Source organism: Kamptonema sp. UHCC 0994 (assembly GCF_029167235.1).
Classification (GTDB): domain Bacteria; phylum Cyanobacteriota; class Cyanobacteriia; order Cyanobacteriales; family Microcoleaceae; genus Kamptonema.
Window position 1 is genome coordinate 1 of sequence record NZ_JARFTR010000020.1, and the last position, 19056, is coordinate 19056.

14 protein-coding genes are annotated in these 19056 nt (G+C 42.2%); 5 read left to right on the top strand and 9 right to left on the bottom strand.

The genetic code is table 11. The features are described from left to right. Positions 1-59: 59 nt before the first annotated feature. The 5 genes from PY364_RS02095 to PY364_RS02115 form a co-directional block, all read right to left on the bottom strand. Positions 60-2450: an adenylate/guanylate cyclase domain-containing protein gene (locus PY364_RS02095; RefSeq protein ID WP_275520061.1), complete on the bottom strand. Its 2391-nt coding sequence runs from the start codon at positions 2448-2450 to the stop codon at positions 60-62. A 109-nt stretch (positions 2451-2559) separates the two neighbouring features. Further along, entirely contained in the window at positions 2560-4125 is a 1566-nt protein-coding gene (locus PY364_RS02100; protein ID WP_275520063.1) for a PAS domain-containing sensor histidine kinase, read from the bottom strand. Continuing rightward, a complete protein-coding gene (locus PY364_RS02105; protein ID WP_275520065.1) occupies positions 4122-4655 on the bottom strand; it encodes a Rab family GTPase in 534 nt (177 codons plus the stop codon). Before PY364_RS02105 ends, PY364_RS02100 begins: the two co-directional genes overlap by 4 nt. A 2-nt stretch (positions 4656-4657) precedes the next feature. After that, positions 4658-7732 (bottom strand): OmpA family protein, encoded by a 3075-nt coding sequence (locus PY364_RS02110; RefSeq protein WP_275520067.1) that lies wholly within the window; start codon positions 7730-7732, stop codon positions 4658-4660. Between the two features lie 15 nt (positions 7733-7747). Continuing rightward, a complete protein-coding gene (locus PY364_RS02115; RefSeq protein WP_275520069.1) occupies positions 7748-8353 on the bottom strand; it encodes a hypothetical protein in 606 nt (201 codons plus the stop codon). A 331-nt stretch (positions 8354-8684) separates the two neighbouring features. Here PY364_RS02115 and gatB point away from each other — a divergent pair, with 331 nt between their 5' ends. The 5 genes from gatB (at position 8685) to recR (ending at position 14880) form a co-directional block, all read left to right on the top strand. Next, positions 8685-10169 (top strand): Asp-tRNA(Asn)/Glu-tRNA(Gln) amidotransferase subunit GatB, encoded by a 1485-nt coding sequence (gene gatB, locus PY364_RS02120; RefSeq protein WP_275520072.1) that lies wholly within the window; start codon positions 8685-8687, stop codon positions 10167-10169. A 696-nt stretch (positions 10170-10865) separates the two neighbouring features. Next, positions 10866-11957, top strand: a complete 1092-nt coding sequence (locus PY364_RS02125) for a glycosyltransferase family 4 protein (RefSeq protein WP_275520074.1) — start codon at positions 10866-10868, stop codon at positions 11955-11957. A 160-nt stretch (positions 11958-12117) separates the two neighbouring features. Then, complete coding sequence (locus tag PY364_RS02130; RefSeq protein ID WP_275520076.1) at positions 12118-13497, top strand: O-antigen ligase domain-containing protein; 1380 nt, start codon at positions 12118-12120, stop codon at positions 13495-13497. A gap of 173 nt (positions 13498-13670) precedes the next feature. Then, positions 13671-14039 (top strand): translation initiation factor, encoded by a 369-nt coding sequence (locus tag PY364_RS02135; RefSeq protein WP_275520079.1) that lies wholly within the window; start codon positions 13671-13673, stop codon positions 14037-14039. A 247-nt stretch (positions 14040-14286) separates the two neighbouring features. Then, positions 14287-14880 carry a recombination mediator RecR gene (gene recR / locus PY364_RS02140; RefSeq protein WP_007356818.1) on the top strand — a complete coding sequence of 198 codons (594 nt, stop codon included), beginning with the start codon at positions 14287-14289 and terminating at the stop codon, positions 14878-14880. An 18-nt stretch (positions 14881-14898) separates the two neighbouring features. Here recR and PY364_RS02145 read toward each other — a convergent pair whose 3' ends face one another. From PY364_RS02145 to PY364_RS02160, 4 genes are all read right to left on the bottom strand, one after another. Then, complete coding sequence (locus tag PY364_RS02145; RefSeq protein ID WP_275520081.1) at positions 14899-15462, bottom strand: Uma2 family endonuclease; 564 nt, start codon at positions 15460-15462, stop codon at positions 14899-14901. A gap of 169 nt (positions 15463-15631) precedes the next feature. Beyond that, the gene (locus PY364_RS02150) at positions 15632-16516 is read right to left on the bottom strand and encodes a PhzF family phenazine biosynthesis protein (RefSeq protein ID WP_275520083.1); all 885 of its coding nucleotides are present in this window, start codon (positions 16514-16516) and stop codon (positions 15632-15634) included. Between the two features lie 245 nt (positions 16517-16761). Further along, the gene (trpE, locus tag PY364_RS02155; RefSeq protein ID WP_275520085.1) at positions 16762-18303 is read right to left on the bottom strand and encodes an anthranilate synthase component I; all 1542 of its coding nucleotides are present in this window, start codon (positions 18301-18303) and stop codon (positions 16762-16764) included. A 107-nt stretch (positions 18304-18410) separates the two neighbouring features. Further along, a complete protein-coding gene (locus PY364_RS02160; RefSeq protein ID WP_275520087.1) occupies positions 18411-18908 on the bottom strand; it encodes a hypothetical protein in 498 nt (165 codons plus the stop codon). Positions 18909-19056: the final 148 nt, after the last annotated feature.

A 19056-nucleotide genomic window follows, 5' to 3' on the forward strand; every position in this document is an offset into this window, starting at 1 on the left:
TCCGTAACGCCGCCCTCTGGGCGGTTAATCACCGCCCAGAGGGCGGCGTTACCAAAGAATTACCAATTACCAACATTTTTTCCAAGCAGAAAATAAGTAGTCATTTCTCCTTTACCTTTAACTTGAATAGGGCTGCGTTTCTGCAACAAAAACTTATCTTTTAACAACTCATAAGTAACATCACTAACTTGAATTTGACCAGCCAAACCATGAGATTCCATCCGCGATGCTAGGTTCACAGTATCGCCCCACAAATCATAAATAAACTTTTTAATACCAATCACTCCAGCCACCACCGGGCCACTATGAATTCCTATGCGAATACTGAAATCCTTGTTATTTTTCGCATTAAATAAAGCAATTTCTACCTGCATATCAATCGCCATTTGCGCGATTGCTTCAGCATGATCGGATCTCGGTGTAGGCAAACCTCCTACTACCATATAAGCATCACCAATAGTCTTGATTTTTTCTAAACCATGTCGTTCGCACAGATGGTCAAAAGCAGAGAAAACTTGGTTAAGCAAGTCTACCAAAGCAATCGGACTCATTGAAGCAGAAAGCGGTGTAAAGCCCACAATATCCGCAAATAAAACTGTAACTTCAGCAAAGTCGTCAGCAATAATACCTTCGTGTTGTTTGAGGCGATTTGCAATTGGTTCTGGCAAAATATTGAGAAGCAAACGTTCAGTTTGCGCCTGTTGAAGGCGCAAAGCCTCTTCTGTTTTCAACCGTTCAGTAATGTCTCGAAAAATAGCGCGAGTTGCAATAGGCTTACCATCAACAAATTTACAGTTAGCGCTGCCTTCCACAGAGATTTTTTTACCATCTTTTGTCACAAACTCTGCTTGCACTTGTTCTATTTTTTCTCCTGACATTACCCGCTCGAACATACCCATACAATGCTCTTTACAGTCAGGATGAATAATATCATACACAGTCATCTGAGTAATATCTCCTTCCTTGTAACCCAGAGTTTCTAGCCACGCCCGATTGACATATAAAAAATGACCTTCCGCAGCCACACTTTGAATCAAATCCGTAGCATTTTCAAATAAATCTCGCATTTTTTCTTCACTTTCTCGCAGCGCTTCTTCTGCTTGTTTGCGCTTGATAAATTGACCGACTTGACTGCCAATTGCCGCCATTGTCTGAAGCAAATCTTCATCTAGCTGCTGCGGAAAGCGGCTGAAAAAAGTCATAACTCCCAGAACAGCTTTTGCTGATATCATCTCTTCATAATCCCCCAGAATTGGGAAGCCAAAAGCTCCATGTAGTCCTTCTTTAGCAGCAATTTCTCTTCGCAAAAAGTCATTATCTTCAACTACATCAGAAATCCAATGGGAGGAACCGTTAGCCCAAACGCGACCCGGTAAACCAACTCCAGGTGCAAAAGTAATCTGTTCGGAAATAGCTCTAAATTCTGGAATTTCTATGGATTCCTCTACCCAACTTTCAACACATCTGAGCAAATTATGGTCAGAAATTGGAAAGCTTCTGTTCCCTTTTGAGATTAGTCTTTCGCCTTCTTCTGACATCCAAAGTTCCCCTGCATCCCACCCCAAAGTCTCGCAAATTACTGCTAAGATTTCTTCAACTGCCTGCTGAAGAGTCGGGGATTCTGATAACACTAGGGTGGTAACATACTGCACTAATTGGCGTTGTTGATTGCGCTTATTTTCGGTAATATCCCGACCGATATAAACTAAATCTTGTGTCAAGGTATTGCCTTGATAAACGCTTTCAATGTCAGCTTGAATAGCCGAACAGGAAAAAGCAACAGTTAGTTTTAGTCCCTTTTTAGTTGTGCAAACTATTTCTGCATTAGCTTGAGACAAAGTAGAATAATGATTGATTCTCTGAAATGATTCTTTGTCACTAACTACTATATCAATCGACTTACCGACTAATTCTATTTCACTATATCCAAATAAATTTTGAGCTGCTTGATTGACCTTTTTTATTCGACCCGATGGCGTTGTTACTAACAACGCTTCTACCATTGAAGTGATAATTTTATCAATATAATCTTTCGCACCCGCTAAGGCACTCAATAAAAGATTCATTTCATTAGTAGCCTGAACTAATGTCTGTTCCAGAGTCATCCTGTCTGTTACATCCTCAAAAAAAATAATCAGGATATCAAAATTTTTTTCTTCTTCGTACTGAACAACGTAGAGATCGAAATAGAGAGTATAATTATTATCTAACACCCGTGTAATTGCTTTAAGCTCAAAACTAGGTAAAATTCCTGCTAAAATGTCCGCTAAAATTTCTTCAGTTCCTATAAGTTCAGGAAAACCAGTACGGACATCATTTCCTGCTGCGATATTCCCAGAATCAGCAAATCGCTGCGCGTTGAAGGATGTCTCTACAATCGTGAATTCCCGATCCACTGCTAGGTATTCTAAGTGGTGAGGAGCTAAGAGTTTTGTAAAAATGCTCTTCATGAAAGATGGAGTTATAATAAGTACGAGGACATAATTAAACGTAAAATACAGATAAATGAAAAGCAGGCGACCTAAGTTTTTATCTCTGCTGATAAATGCCTGTTGCTTTCTATTTATCTGATTTATCTATTTGGCAATTGCCCTTTAAAGGAATCGCAACTTTGAATGTAGTACCTCTGCCAACTTCACTGCTAAAAACGATGCTACCTTCGTGCAAGTTAACGCACTCTCTGACAATAGCTAAACCTAGTCCAGTACCAGATATTTTACCCACATTGTGCGCTCTATAAAACGATTCAAATAATTGTTCTCGATCTGCAAGCGGAATCCCAATACCTTCATCTTGTATTATAAAAATAGCCTCTTCCAAACTACGTTGAAATTCAAAATAAACAGTGCTACCTTGAGGAGAATATTTGATAGCATTCACCAGCAAATTGTTAAGTATTTGCCGGAGCATCTTTGCATCTAAAAACGGTAAATTTTCTGCCTGTTGGCAATCTTCTCCAGAATTTTCTTCTGATTTTTGAGTTTGGACAAATTTAATTATGTGGTTCCTACCCGCAGCAATTTTTATTTCTTCTACTAGCTCCGAGCAAAACTTTGTCAAATTAATTGGTACCAGTTTAAACTCTAGTTTTCCTGCCTCTGCACTACTAATAAAGCGTACATCATTTAACAGTTCGACCATGTGCTTGGAGGCGTTGTTAATGTGATTGAGATATTGCAATTTTTCTGCTTCTGTTGTCTCTGTGCTGTATTCTGTGAGTATTTGATTAGAAATTAAAACTGTATTTAAAGGATTGGCAAATTCATGGGCAATCATCGAAAAAAATCTGGATTTTATCTCTCTAAGTTCCTTTTCTTTTGCCAAAGCGGTGCGAATTTCTAATTCCTCTTCCTTGCGTTCAGTGATGTCGCGACCAATATAGACAAAATCATGTAATCCCGTTATTTCTGTCTGAATAGCTGAACAGGAAAACTCTACCCAGATTTTATCTTTGGTTTTCTTCCGACAAAGTAGTTCCAAATCCTTTGGCAGTTCTCCTTGACATAAAATATAACGGTGGCGGGCTTGGCATAACAATTTATCTTCACCTGTAATTAGGGAAATTGCCTCACCGATCAATTCAGCTTCGCTATAACCAAACAAAAATTGTGCAGATTGATTCACTGTTTTGATAGTTCCTGCTGTTGTAGTTACTAACAAAGCATCGCCCATTGACTTGATGATTTTATCTATATAATCCTTGGAAGCTGCTAATGCACTTAATAACAGATTAGCTTCGTTAGCTCTCTGAAGCAAGGCTTGCTTGGCAACCATTTTTTCTGTTACATCTTCAAACAGGATGATTAACCTGTTTTCAATATTGCCTTCCTCTCGGTTCTCAAACGCATAAATATCAAAATATAAAGGATGGTTATTATCTGCAAACCTGGCAACGCCTTTTAACTCAAAATTGAGCTTCCGCCCTAGAATGACGGACAATAAAACGTCTTCAACTCCTATTAGTTCTGGAAAAGCATGACGAACATCTGCGCCAGTTTTTACCTCGCAGGGGCGATCCGCAAATCGCTCCACACCTAACGATTTATCGAGAATGGTGAACTGTTGATTGATTGCTAAATACTCCATTTGACGAGGGCCAAGAAGTTTATTTAAAAGATGATTCATACAGGTTCTACCATTTTGTAAGCTAGCTTGTGAAAAATATCATCAACATCTTTACCTGTCTTTGCTGAAGTTGTATAAGTTGCTAATACTTTATCTGGAGCTGTTGCCTCAGCAATTTCTACCATTTTAGCTAATTTTTCTTCATCAACCAAGTCTAGTTTATTCAAAGCGATGATGATATTGCCTTTGGGATTGACGGAGGAAAAGAGCTGAATATGCTCTATTAAACGTTCAATTGTTTCGGGACGGCTGACATCGGCAACAACTAATGCACCGCTAGAGCCTTGGAGGTAAGAGGGTGCGATCGCTTTAAATTTTGTATGACCTTCTAAATCCCAAATCAAAAGTTGTACGTCCTGTTTTTCCTGCTGTTTTACCCCCAACAATTCAATGTTTCTACGGGAGATTTTCACTCCCACAGTAGAAAGATATTGGTCGCTGAACTGGCGATCTACAAAACGGCGGATCAGGCTAGTTTTACCTACTCCAAAGTCACCCACCATACACATTTTTTTTGAGATTGTTGACATAATTACTTGGTTTTCGCTCTCTGAGTTATTGGCTCAAAGATTACACATCTACTCAATAATAGCGGTTGACTGGACTCGACATCAGTAGGAGGTTTTAAACTCGCTACAACTTGCAGCCGCCTAGGATCGACACCTTGCTGCACCAGGGCGACTCGCACAGCTTCAGCTCGCTTCTGAGCTAACTGTTGATTTGTGACAAGATTGCCTTCGCGATCGCTATGACCGATTATTTTAAGCTGTTTCTGAGGATATTGCTTCAGAAAATCTTTAATATTGCCAATTATTTCTCGATATTCTGAGTTTAATGTTGCAGAACCCGCATTAAAATAAATGCGAGTTGTAATTTTCAGGGGATTTAATTTCACAGTGCTGATTACAGACTCAACCCCTGGAATTTGCTTCATTGATTGGGCGATTTTCTGAGCATCTGTCATTTGCATCACAGTTCCTTCGACTGTGACTTTGCGATCGCTATATCGGCTAGAAATTGAAACGCCTTCTATCTGATTTAAGACAGCAGTTACTCGCTTGACTTCAGCCGCTACTGAGGCTGGATCGGGAGGTACATCAATGGCGATAATTTTATTATCTATCTTCAGGGAAGGTGTAGTTGCTTGAGCAATTTTTTCTGCTTTGGCGCGTAACCCTTGATTTGGTAAATTTCCTGTGAGTTTTAGGGTGTCTTTTTCAACATCTACTCTCAGGCGATATACGGCTAAATCGGGAGCAGAACTTAAAGCTGTGACTGTATTTGCTTCAACACGACGTTCTATTCTCTGGCGATATTCATACATTCCCCAAGGTACTAAAAATAATGCCGAAACAACTAAGGAAATCGCTAAAAGAGCTGTTGGCGGTTTAGCCTCTTTCTCCTTTGATACTTGCTTAAAAATTCTTTCAATCAATGTGTGAACTTGCTCTGGAATTTTATCGGGATCGCCATCATAAAACTCTATCGGTTTACCGTGTTTCATAATGATGGTGCTGAGAGTTTCCCGCATCTTGTTGACAAAATCGTTGGGTTGTTCCCCTTTAATCACCACCGCTAAGTAACAGTATCCTGCTACTTCGAGAATAATCTTAGAATCGCCGTACTCAATCTCGTTGAGTTCGGAAATTTCCCCTGATTGGGAAATACAGTCATTAACAAAGCTACGAATAGCTGTTAGCATCCCTGCAATCATGTCAGATTCTAAGCGTTGCTTGTTTTCTGGCTGCACTTCTGCAATAACTAACCCAGAAGCTTTGTGAATCAAAAATACAGCTTGAACGGAAAAAGGAACCGACTCTCTGAGAATTAATTCTGCTTCAGATACTCCCTGCATTTGAGCCTGAATTTTGCGTTGTACTCCTTCTATACTAAAGGCATTTGATACCTTTTCATTGATAGTGCGAATAGCTTCAGTCAGATATTTAGCAATAGTGTTGCCGATAACAGGATAGAGAGCATCTACCATTGCATCTCGCTCCAGTTCAATTTGGGCTTTAATTGCTTTGCCCATTTCTGGGGCGAGAGCTTCAGCAATTGATTCTTGGTCGAGACGAATTTGCTCTCTAATTGCTATTGCTATTTCTGGCGCGATTGCGTTTGCCATTTCCTGCGGTGAATTCTTGATCTGTTGCGAAATCGCCTCTGGTAATAAATCGGCAATAGCCCCACTCATTGCCTGTTTATCTTGCTGAGTTTTTGCCTTAATTACCTCATCAATGATCGGAACCATTACCTTGATAATTTCTTCTCTTGACTCTGATATTTTCAAACTCAAAATTTCACCAATCCAAGGCAATAACAGAGCGATTAATTCTTGGGGATCGTAAATTTGATGTTCAAGATTTCCCAGTTTATTTTCAATCGTTGCCATCAAATGGCGAACTCCCGGTAAATCACTTTCCGCTAGCAAAGTTTTTACATCGTCGAGTTCAGATATTTTTGAGCCGAAAATAAGGTTCTGTAACTGCTCTATCGCCTCCAATGATTCTTCAGAAGTCTCCGCCAAATCCTGAGATTTTTCTGCTGGTAATTCCGGTGATTTTTGCTCGTCTAGTAAGCTTACTGGTTTTTCAGAAGAAGTGATTAAAATATCTAAATTATTGGATAATTGCGATGTTATCAATTCTTTGGGGATTGCAGGGTCATCCTCTAGTAAGTTTTCTAACCCTGTCACAGCCGTCACTAAAACATCTAAATATTCAGCATTTAAATATTCGCTTTGTTTTGCCATCGCTTTTGTGATGGGAACTGGCCGCACAAAATCCTCCCTCTGCGAAACTTTAGCCGCCTCAGAAGGAATGACTAGATCCTCTTGATTTTGCTCTTTGATGACTGAATCATCTATAAAAACTACGCCTGCATTACTTCTAACACTGTCCTCGATAGAGTTCCTTGAGTGCTCTAGATTCGGCAATTCTTGGCTGTGTAAACTCCTCTCAAAATCTGGCTCTAATTTAGGTATTTCGCTTGTAGAAATTTCTAGACTCGGCAATTCTTGGCTGTGTACATCCCTGTCAAAATCCGGCTCTAATTTAGGTGTTTTGCTTGTAGAAATTTCTAGATTCGGCAATTCTTGGTTGTGTAAATCCCCGTCACAATCGGATTTTGATTGATGTGCTTCGCTAGCATCACTTTCTTTGCTGAAAGGAAAAAAAGCCAAGATTTTATCGACATCAACCACATCCGATAAAGCAGATTTTTCCCTAGGAATATCCTGTTGTAATACGATCGGTTCTGTGAGTTTTTCTAGCTGCAAGAGCAAATTTTCTAAAGGATCGGGTTCCTCCGTTGTAACTTCCGATCTCAAGTTGTCCAAGTTAGTATTATTTGGTGCAATTAAAGTCTCTGCTGTTGCAGGAATAGCTTCTGAGGAAATAATACTAACTTGGACAATTTGAGCTGAATCCTTGGCAAGTTGGCTAGGCTGAAATTTAGATTTTTCAGCCTGCTCTAAAATTTTCAGATCGGCCAATAGATTCACCAGAGGGTCAAGCCGATTTGCGGGTCGATCGCGCTCCTCTTTTGCTTCAGAAATAAAACCTTGATGCTGATTTAAGCCAGCTAGATTTTCTTCCGATAAAGCCATGTGATTTTACCTATTTTATTGAAGGTGGCGGTCTGGTAAAAGTCTTCCTGTATCTAAATTACCATCAGCAGCTTCTTTGAGTTCGGGAACAAATTCACTCCCTTTTAATCTCATGCCAAGTTCAAACAGTATTTCTGCCATATCGTCTCTAGAAACTTTAACTTCTCGGAGCACTGAGAAGCGTCTGTCTAGTTCTTCAAAAACTTGAGTTCTCAGGGTGCGGATATCTTCTTGAAGTTGATCTCTACTTTGGGAAAAATCATCACGAATTGCTCCAGTTTGGTTGTCTATTGCCTCATCTAAAGCTTCAATGCTGCTAGAAAATTTTCTGTTTACTCGGTCGATTTGCTGCCGAATGTCGGTACTATCTTCTTGGACTGTTAAGTTAATTGATTTTAGCTTCTTTTCAAAGGAGTCAAAGGCAGCCCGTAGTTCTGTTGTCACAACTACTTTTACCTGTTCTAGGCGAGTTTGCATATCTTGCTGTAACAGTGAAATGTCTGACTCGATCCGATCGAAGCGATTATCATATTCTCTCAACTGTGCTCCGAATATAATGTCGCGAATCTGGTCAATATTGCCAAGCCTTTCGCGCATTTCTTCTTTAGTTATTTCTGCCATTTTTGCACCTTTAGATTTTGGTAATTAGAAATTTAAGAAAAGTAGTACACCTCTATTAAACCGCTAGTTGACCTTTTGAAACAGAGTATTCAAAAGTACCGTGCTAGTTTCGCGGTTAATTTTGTGGCAATTTCGTCTTTAGTTTGACTTGAGTTCCATAAAAAACCCTTGGTAACGCGAGAGTCCCCGCGTACCTTTGTGGTAGGCATTAAATCCCAAACTTGCGTCTGTGTATTCATCCCACGTTTTTATATTACACCAATAACAACAATCCCAAGTCAAGACCAGCTAAAATATAGCAAATAGTTGCTCCCTAAGCTTTGTCTAGTCTATGACCACTGCTGCACCAGTTAAAACTCAATACGAAGCCATTATCGGTCTGGAAACCCACTGCCAACTCAGTACCAAAACTAAGATTTTCTCCAGTTCCTCTACAGAATTTGGTGGTGTCCCGAATTCCAATATAGATCCGATTTGTATGGGAATGCCGGGAGTGTTGCCGGTACTGAATCAGAAGGTGCTGGAGTATGCTGTGAAGGCAGGTCTGGCGCTAAAGTGTCAGATTGCACCCTATAGCAAGTTTGACCGTAAACAATATTTTTATCCAGATTTACCCAAAAATTATCAAATTTCTCAGTTCGATTTGCCGATCGCGACTAATGGTTGGCTGGAAATTGAGGTGATTGACGATGGGGGTAACTCTACACGGAAAAAAATTGGGATTACCCGCCTGCACATGGAGGAGGATGCAGGAAAATTGGTTCATGGGGGTAGCGATCGCCTCTCTGGTTCGACTTATTCGATGGTAGACTACAACCGCGCTGGGATTCCGTTAATCGAAATTGTCTCTGAACCGGACTTGCGATCGGGTGCGGAAGCTGCGGAGTACGCCCAAGAATTGCGCCGCATTGTTCGCTATCTCGGCGTTAGCGACGGTAATATGCAGGAGGGTTCGCTACGCTGCGACGTGAATATTTCCGTGCGTCCCTTTGGTAGAAAGGAGTTCGGCACTAAAGTCGAGATTAAAAATATGAACTCCTTTAATGCTATCCACCGAGCGATCGACTTTGAAATTGAACGGCAAATTCAAGCTTTGGAAAATGGCGATCGCATTTTCCAAGAAACCCGGCTCTGGGAAGAAGGCAAGCAGTGTACTGTAAGTATGCGACTCAAAGAAGGTTCCAGCGATTACCGCTACTTCCCGGAACCTGATATCCCCCCCATTGAGGTATCCCCTGAACAGTTGGAACGCTGGGAAGCGGAACTCCCAGAATTACCCGCTTCTAAACGCGATCGCTACGAAAATAAAATCGGTCTTTCAGCCTATGATGCGCGGGTGTTGACGGATGATAGATCGGTGGCTGAGTATTTTGAAGCCGCGATCGCAGCGGGTGCTAATCCCAAGCAAACCGCTAACTGGGTAATGGGAGACATCACCGCCTACCTGAAAAATGAAAAGCTCAACATTACCCAGTTACCCCTCAAACCCTACGGTTTAGCAGAACTGATTTCTTTGATTGATGCTGGCACGATCAGCGGCAAAATAGCTAAGGATTTGTTACCCAAGTTATTGTCCGAGGGTGGTTCTCCAAAACAGGCGATCGAGACGGCCGGCGTTACCCAAATCTCAGACTCCACAACTCTGGAAGTTATTATTGATCAGGTAATAGCTGGGAACCCCAAGGAACTAGAACAGTACCGCAGTGGCAAAACCAAGCTCTTGGGCTTTTTTGTCGGCCAGGTAATGAAGAAAACAGAGGGGCGTGCCGATCCAAAGCTTACGAATCAATTGTTGAACAAAAAGCTCAACGTTTAGGTGGATAGCAGGGAGGAGAGTAGAGGAGATGCGCGAGGTAATTTCATGTCCGGTTAAACACTCGTCATTGCGAGCCAAGCGAAGCAATCGCAAGGCATTGAGATTGCTTCGGGCAAGATCCAGCTTGCTTCGTTCCTCGCAACGCTTCGCGCCTCAGATTGCTTCGGGCTTGCTTCGTACCTCAGATTGCTTCGGGCTTGCTTCGTACCCTCGCAACTGCGCTTCGCTTGGCTCGCAACTGCGCTTCGCTTGACGCGCTTCGCTTGGCTCGCAACTGCGCTTCGCTTGACGCGCTTCGCTTCGCTCGCAATGACAGATCGCAAGTAATTTGCCAGAAAATTAAGGTAAATTATCCATCTCCCCCGCTCCCCCGCTCCCCCGCTCCTCACACTAACATCACAATCGAGGAGGGTTTGTTTACACAAACTTTAAATAAGGGGTGTCACCCCACATTGCCACAGTGATATATTATGTTAATTAGATGCACCCTGATGGCAGGGAGAGTCGCTAAGGTGACTCTCTCTTTTTTTTGGATATTTGAAGGCGGCACTCACCATTAATTACCTGCCACCATAGATTCTATTCCCTTCTTCCCTAGCCCCTAGCCCCTAGCCCCTAGCCCCTAGTCCCTATATACATCGTGCGAGCGCCCCATAACAGCTAAGGGAGTTAAAATAGCAAAAAACTCTCATAGCGATGAAAATTACCTTTGTTCTTCCTATTGTTAGTCTTACCGGAGGCAGCCGCGTAGTAGCAATTTATGCCAAACTGCTCAAAAAGCGAGGGCATGAAGTATTCATCATTTCCATGCCCAAACAACAGCCAACTTTTAGGCAAAAAGTCCGGTCATGGTTACGGGGAGAGGGTTGGCCTTCTTCAAGCGATCGCACACCCTCCCACTTCGACAACCTAGGCGTTGAATACCAAGTTGCCGATCGCAATGGCCCCGTCACCGATGCCGACTTACCCGACGCTGACGTAGTTATCGCCACTTGGTGGGAAACCGCCGAATGGGTGGCAAAATTGTCTGCCTCAAAAGGGGCAAAAGCTTATTACCTCCAGCATTACGAAGTTTTTGACTACCTGCCCAAAGAAAGAGTAGAAGCAACTTGGTTGCTACCTCTGCACAAAATCCTTGTCGCCCAGTGGTTAGTAGATATAGCTGAGACTAAATACGGCGACAGTAACGTTTCTCTCGTACCTCCCAGCGTCGATACTCAGCAGTTTTACGCCCCGCCTCGCGATAAACAGCCTATTGCCACAGTCGGAATCATGTATTCAACCGTAAATTGGAAAGGATGCGACCTGGGGTTAAAAGCTTTCTCCCTAGCTGCTAAGAAAATCCCCAATTTACGCTTAGTTACCTTTGGTAACGGCCACCTATCTCCAGATTTACCTTTACCCCCCGGTACTGAGTACGAACCTCATCCTTCTCAAAGTCAGCTCAAAGAATTTTATGCTAAATGCGATGCTTGGCTGTTTGCTAGCCGTTCCGAAGGTTACGGACTACCGATTTTAGAAGCAATGGCGTGTCGCACGCCTGTTATTGGCACTCCAGCGGGTGCTGCTCCCGAACTTTTGGAAGGCGGCTGCGGCATACTGGTAAAACCGGAAGATCCAGAAGATATGGCCAAAGCGATAGAACAGATGTGCCAGTTGTCTGAGACGGAATGGCAAACAATGTCTGATGCTGCCTACGCCAAGGTGACAGGATATACCTGGGAAGATGCGACGGATCTATTTGAGGCTGCACTTCACACAGCAATTGAGCGATCGCATATTAGTTAACAGTTAACCGTTAACCGTTAAGATTTACAGGGCTTACGCAAAATATCCGTAACGCCGCCATCTTGGCGGTCAAGTCACCGCCAAGATGGCGGCGTTACGTAAGTAATGCCTAAGTCTTATAACAATTAACAATCAACAATTAATAATTAACAATTAGCAAATGGCTTCCTTAATCAGTCTGACATTGTACGGATGGATTCTAGTCACCCTATACTTATTTGTGCGGTATCCGCCACAACGAGCGCTAGTTATTAGTTTCATCGCCTCAACCCTATTTTTGCCGCAAGCAGCAATTAAACTACCAGCAATCGGTAGTTACGGTAAAGCAACAGCAGCTTGTTTTGGCTGTCTACTAGCTACTATAATTTTCCAGCCCGCCCGCCTTAGTTCCTTTAAACCGGGCTGGCTTGACATACCAATGTTAATTTGGTGCTTATGTCCAATTCCTTCACAAATAACTAATAACCTCAGCCCATTTTCTCCTACTATCGGACAATGTTTACAATGGGGATTGCCCTATTTCTTAGCTAGAATTTACCTCAATAATTTAGCAGGAGTTCGGGAGCTCGCGATGGGCATTTTCTATGGCGGATTAGTCTACGCTCCTTTCTGCCTCTACGAATCCCGCATGAGTCCGCAGTTGCACCGCATAGTTTACGGTTTTACTCCCCGCTTGGATTTTGGGCAAGCAATTCGTTTAGGGGGATATAGACCTACAGTATTTATGGAGCACGGTTTAGCAGTAGGTATGTGGATGATGGCAGCGGCGCTGATGGGAATTTGGCTGTGGAAAACAAAAATTGTGAAAAAAGTCTGGGGATTTCCGGCTAACCAGGTAGTAGCAATATTGACAGTTACTTTTATATTATGTCGCTCCACAGGAGCATATATTTATTTAGCAATTGGAGTAGTTATCTTATTAGTTGGTAAACAGTTTCGGAATGGATTGCTTCTATTTTTGCTGATTGCGGGAATCTCTAGTTACATATATGTGAGTGCTAGCGGAACTCTTTACACTAATCCTTATGTTATTAACTTTGTCAACACTTCCACTGACCCACAAGACCGCAGCCAATCCCTAGCTTTTAGAATTGAAAATGAGGAAATTCTGTCACATAAAGCACGCGGGCGAATCATGTTTGGTTGGGGTGATTCTGGAGCAAATCACGTAACTGATGAATGGGGTAAAACTATTACAGTTACAGATAGTTTGTGGATTATTGCTTATGGTGTTAATGGTGCGGTCGGGCTGATTAGTTTTACGGCAATATTCTTATTGCCACCTTTGGCCTGTGTTTGGTTGCGCTATCCGGCTAGTACCTGGGGAAATCCAAAAGTAGCGCCTGTGGTGGGGATAGCTGTAGTTTTAGCTTGCTATATGCTGGACTCTTCCCTGAATGCTTTTCCTAATCCGGTATTCATACTCGGTAGTGGGGCAATTTCAGGGTTAATGCTAAATCCGCCAGAATCAATTAAGGTTAAAAAAACGCCATCCCTTGTATCTAAGCCATCGCCAACATCACGAAGATTTGCTAGATAGGGTTTTAGACAATTTGAAGTTTGTAACGCCGCCGTCCCGGCGGTATCTTGATATTTTCATCACCAAGATGGGGGTGTTGCGATCGCAACCCGGCCATAACCAGCTACAAATATAAATAGTGGTTCTGGTACGCTCAAACCAGTGCTTACAGTCCCAACTCCCTAGTTCTCCTTATGACGACATCCAAACGCAACTCCTCCGATGCTAAGGCTTCTACAGGGAAGCGAGTTGTTTACTCCGAATTCGGCAACTTTGATAACTCAGCCGCAGTAGAACGAGCATTGCCAGAAGTCCCGCCGCCTCAGCAAAATATTAGAGTACAGGCTTCCCGTAAGGGTCGCAAGGGTAAAACTGTCACTGTCATCACTGGGTTTCAGGCCAAACCCGAAACTCTAGCAGCATTGCTGAAGCAGCTTAAAACCCAATGCGGTGCAGGAGGTACTGTCAAGGATAGCGAGATTGAGATTCAAGGCGACCACACCCAAAAGCTTCTTGAGGTTCTGACGAAATTGGGGTATAAAGCTAAAATCAGTGGTGGTTAATTGTTATTTGTTAGTTGTTGGTGGTTAGTTGTTCGTTGTCATTGCGAGCTCCGCGAAGCAATCGCAAGGTATCCAAGTCACAGCTATATGTATTTATGTTATTCTTAGCTAATAGAAGCAAAATCGCCATCGCCAAGTTAACCTTTAGTAATCCCGAAGCTATCTCAGTCTATTGCGATTGCTTCGCTTAGCTCGCAATGACAACGAACAACTAACAACTAACAACTAACAATTACCAATTACTAAATTGTACACGCGACCTTTAGCCCGTTTAATAGAGCAATTGCAACGCTTACCCGGAATCGGCCCCAAAACCGCCCAACGCCTTGCTCTACATATTCTCAAGCGACCAGAGGAAGAAATAGAAGCACTCGCTCAATCCCTAATTGATGCTAAAGAACAAGTAGGTTTCTGTGAGGTATGTTTTCATTTATCTGCTGACCCCGTATGTGAAATTTGCCGCAATCCCAACCGTGACAGCGATACTATTTGTGTAGTCACAGATTCCCGTGATGTAATTGCCATTGAAAAAACGCGGGAGTACATTGGTAAGTATCACGTTTTGGGCGGAGTTATCTCGCCGATGGATGGAATTGGCCCGGAACAGTTAAATATCGAACAGTTAGTGCGGCGCGTGAGTCACGATGACATTAAGGAAGTGATTATTGCTATTAGTCCGAGTGTGGAAGGTGAAACTACCACGCTTTATGTAGGACGTTTAGTTAAGCCTTTTACGAAGGTAACGCGAATTGCCTTTGGTTTGCCAATGGGGGGAGATTTAGAATATGCTGATGAAGTGACTTTAGCGCGTGCTTTAGAAGGACGGCGACTGTTAGATTAGCTTAGGATTTATACTATTTTATCCTAATAGCTCATCAACGGCAATACTAAAGCCTTGCAATACAATTTGAGTGGTAACTATTTTACCAGAATTGAAAATTATTTGCTGATTTTCTGTGACTATAATAATCCATTTATTTTCAGGAAAAAGTAGCCAAACTTCCTCACCTCCTGACTGCAAATACTCGTAAGCTTTAGCTATGATATCTTCAGCAAAATCTGTAGGGGAGACAATTTCTGCACTTAAGGGGAAACTTTGAGGTAAAACAGCAGATTCGCCAAATTGAGTTAATAATTCCGGGGTAAGATAGGCGACATCAGGTTTACGGCCTTGTCGATTAGTGCGACAAGGGGGTTCGGTATAAACTTCTCCTCCTTGTCCGCTAGATTCTTTGTAATTTCGCCAGCAAGTACCTAATTTTGACTGGGCTAGACTATGTTTGAGTGTCATACCGTTTTTCTCCACTAATTCCCCATTTACCCATTCTGTGTTGTCAGGTGGGTTTTGCATCCATTGTTCTATGGAAATGTGGGGGTTTTCACTGATTTTAACCTCTTTTGATTCAATTATTGCTGTCACCATTTCGGTTGATCCTCCTTTATTTCTCATTATAGCTTATAGGAATTAAACAAGTACCACAAAATAGAAGTTGATTTTAGGTACGTAGTTGCGCTTCAGCGCTCTAAACGTTGTATCAAAGAGCGCTGAAGCGCAACTACATACCTTTTTTAGAATGAGACAAGAAGTGAGTTTAAACAAATTCTCCCTTGGCTACCATTACGACTTTACCACCTACGGAAACTTCTATTTCTTCTGGATTTTTTTGCGATTTCAGCAGTAACAATGAAGGTCTGCCAATTTCATAACCTTGTTCAACTCGCACGTTTACAGATGTTTTGCCACTATATAAATATTCTACCAAATATCCGGCTAAACAACCATTGGCGCTACCTGTAGCGGGGTCTTCGGGAATCCCTAAAGAATCGGCAAATACTCGGACGCTTAAATCATTATCTTTGTTGTATGTTTCTGGGCAAAATATTAGGATTTCTTGGGCTTCAAGATTTTTAACTAACTCAAAGTATTTGTCTAAGTTGACTTTGGCTTTTTTGAGGGAAGAGTGAGTTTTTAATGGTACAATGATGAAAGGAACTCCTGTAGAAACTTCTTGAATTGGATATGTCAAGTCTATTTCATCTACTTCTATGTTTAAGACTGAGGCGATGATTTCTGGGTCAAATTTTTGATGAAAGGTTGGTGGTTTTTGCCGCATCCATAAAATATCTGGGGTTTTGTCAAGGTAATTAAATGTAACTGGAATTTGACCTACTTTCAGATTCAAATTAACTTGTTCAACTTGGCTTTTGATGATTTCTTGTTGGATGATGTAAGCTGTTCCTAATGTAGGATGTCCTGCAAATGGTAATTCTTTTTTAGGTGTGAATATTCGCACGTCATAGCCACTATTTTTCATCTCATTTGAGAGGATAAAGGTAGTTTCTGAGTAATTGATTTCTCTGGCTATTTGTAGCATTTCGGTGTCAGATAATTCTGCTACGCCGTCACCGGTAAATACAGCTAACTGATTACCAGCATATTTTGATTCAGCAAAGACATCAACGATGTAAAATTTCATGGTATTTGTTATTGGTTATTTGTTAACGGTTAACTGTTAACCGTTAACCGTTAGTGGTTAGTTATCAAACTCTGAAAGGGCGAAGCATTGGGGAAGAAAATCAGGACTTACACAAAAATATCCGTAACGCCGCCTTCTAGGCGGTAAAGATACCGCCAGGATGGCGGCGTTACGTAATCGTGCGTAAGTCGTAAGAAAGCAAACTATTAACGGTTAACTGTTAACTGTTAACCGTTAACAATTAACTATTTTAAACAGCGGATGGCTTCTAACATTCCTCTGGCTTTATTCAAGGTTTCTTCGTATTCCGATTCTGGGTTAGAATCAGCAACTAAACCGGCTCCGGCTTGCACGGAAACCGCATTTGTGCCATTATCTTGAGTACGGACAACCATTGTGCGAATTGCGATCGCACTATTTAATTGTCCCTCAAAATCATAGTACCCGTAAACCCCGGAATAAGGCCCGCGACGACATCCTTCTAATTCGTGGATAATTTGCATCGCCCGAATTTTGGGAGCACCGCTGACAGTACCCGCCGGAAAACAAGCTTTCAGCAAATCCCAAGCCGTTTTATCATTAGCTAATTCTCCCACAACATTGCTAACAATGTGCATGACATGAGAATAACGCTCGATTACCATTAATTCGTCAACTTTTACAGTACCATTGTGACAGACTCGACCTAGATCGTTACGGCCTAAATCAACTAACATGACGTGCTCGGCAACTTCCTTTGGATCTTGCAATAATTCTGCTGCTAAGGTATCATCTTCTTGGGGAGTTTTCCCTCGGCGGCGAGTACCAGCAATGGGCCGCAATGTGGCTACTTTTTTGCCATCTGGGGTATTTTCAGCTTTTACCATGACTTCGGGACTGGAACCAATAATTTGCCAATTTCCGAAGTTAAAATAAGCCATGTAAGGAGATGGATTAATTAAGCGCAAGGAACGATAAAGTGCAAAGGGATCGCCGTTATATTCAGCAGATAATCGTTGGGAAAGTACAACTTGAAAAATATCACCGGCTTTGATGTAATCTTTGGCTTTTTGAACGTTATCGCAGAATTTTTCGCGGGTAATGTTGCTGGTGTAGTCTAAGGTTTTTTCGGCTGTTGACTGATAAGAATCAAGTCCCGGCGGTGTCCATTCTAAGAGTGTTGTTTGCTGGGAAAGGGGAGATTTGAGTTTATTAACTAGCTGAGTAACGCGATCGCAAGCTTGCTGATATGCTTCACGCAAATCTACATTGCTATCTCGTAAATCTGCGTAGGAAATTGCCCAAATTTTGCGCTTCACTTGGTCGAAAATTAGTAAGTTATCTACCTGCATCCATAACCCGTCTGGTAAATCTTCAGCGGTGGCTGGATAAACGGGTACTCGCGATTCCATCCAGTTAATTAATTCATAGCCCCAAAATCCAAATAAGCCGCCAATTCCTAATGGTAATTGGGGTAATTTAATGGGATCAAAAGGTTTAAGACAGGTGGTTATCGCATCAAAGGGATCGCCTGTAAAAATGGTTTGGGAACCGTCGCGGTGGGTTTGAGTAGTGCGATCGCCTCTTGCTTCTAAAATCCACAGCGGATCGCAGCCTAATAAACTATAACGCCCGATTTTCTCGCCGCCTTCGACTGATTCTAGCAGGAAACTGTAGGGTTGACCGGCACAGACGCGATACCAAGCTGAAACGGGGGTATCTAAATCGGCCACCCATTCTTGATAAACGGGGATGAAGTTACCTTGCTTGGCGAGTTCGGAGAATTGGGTAAAATCGGGGAAAATCATAATTTCAATTATAGTCTATTTGGGAATTATACCAAAAATCGGGGCGATTGAAATCGCGGCTACACGAACAAAGTCCGCCTGCGCGGACTAATGAGGTTGATTCAATTTTACAGGGATACGGAAAAGTTTTCTCGCCAATATTTTTGTAGTGCGTAGGTGTCTCTGAGTTGTTGCAATGCTTCGGGTGAAAATTCTGATTTAATTTTGCCGATAAAGAGGCCCCATTCGTAGAGGCGATCGATGGAATAGGTGTTAGTAAGTTGGTGGGTGTAGAATGTTGTCCAGAATTGAGGGGCGATTGCACTTTTCCAGCGTTTGTGCCACATTGAGAAATCGGCGGGATTTGGTAATTCTACTTCTAATAATGGGGGAAAATCTGCATAATTGACGAAGCGGCTAATGCCTTTGGCGTGGATGTAGACTACATGACGGTAGCATTCGATTCGGTAGATGTCGTCTGGGGAAATGTTAAATAGAATGGTAACGGTTTCTTCGGTGACAAATCTGGCGAGGGGATGGAGAAGTGAGGATTTGTGGAGGATTTTTGAACAGGATATAGTTAAGTTTAACTCAGATGGTTCTATCATTTTAAAGGTATAGGGCATTAATTTTACGATTCAATCCTCTTTTAATTCTCTGGAACTAGCAACCTCCGCGATTCTATTTCTTCCCAGGTTGTTGCTGATATTCTCACTGCTGGGTTCTCCCGGATGCTAGGTGTAAAAAGTAGTGTTTGATACATTTCAACGGTCG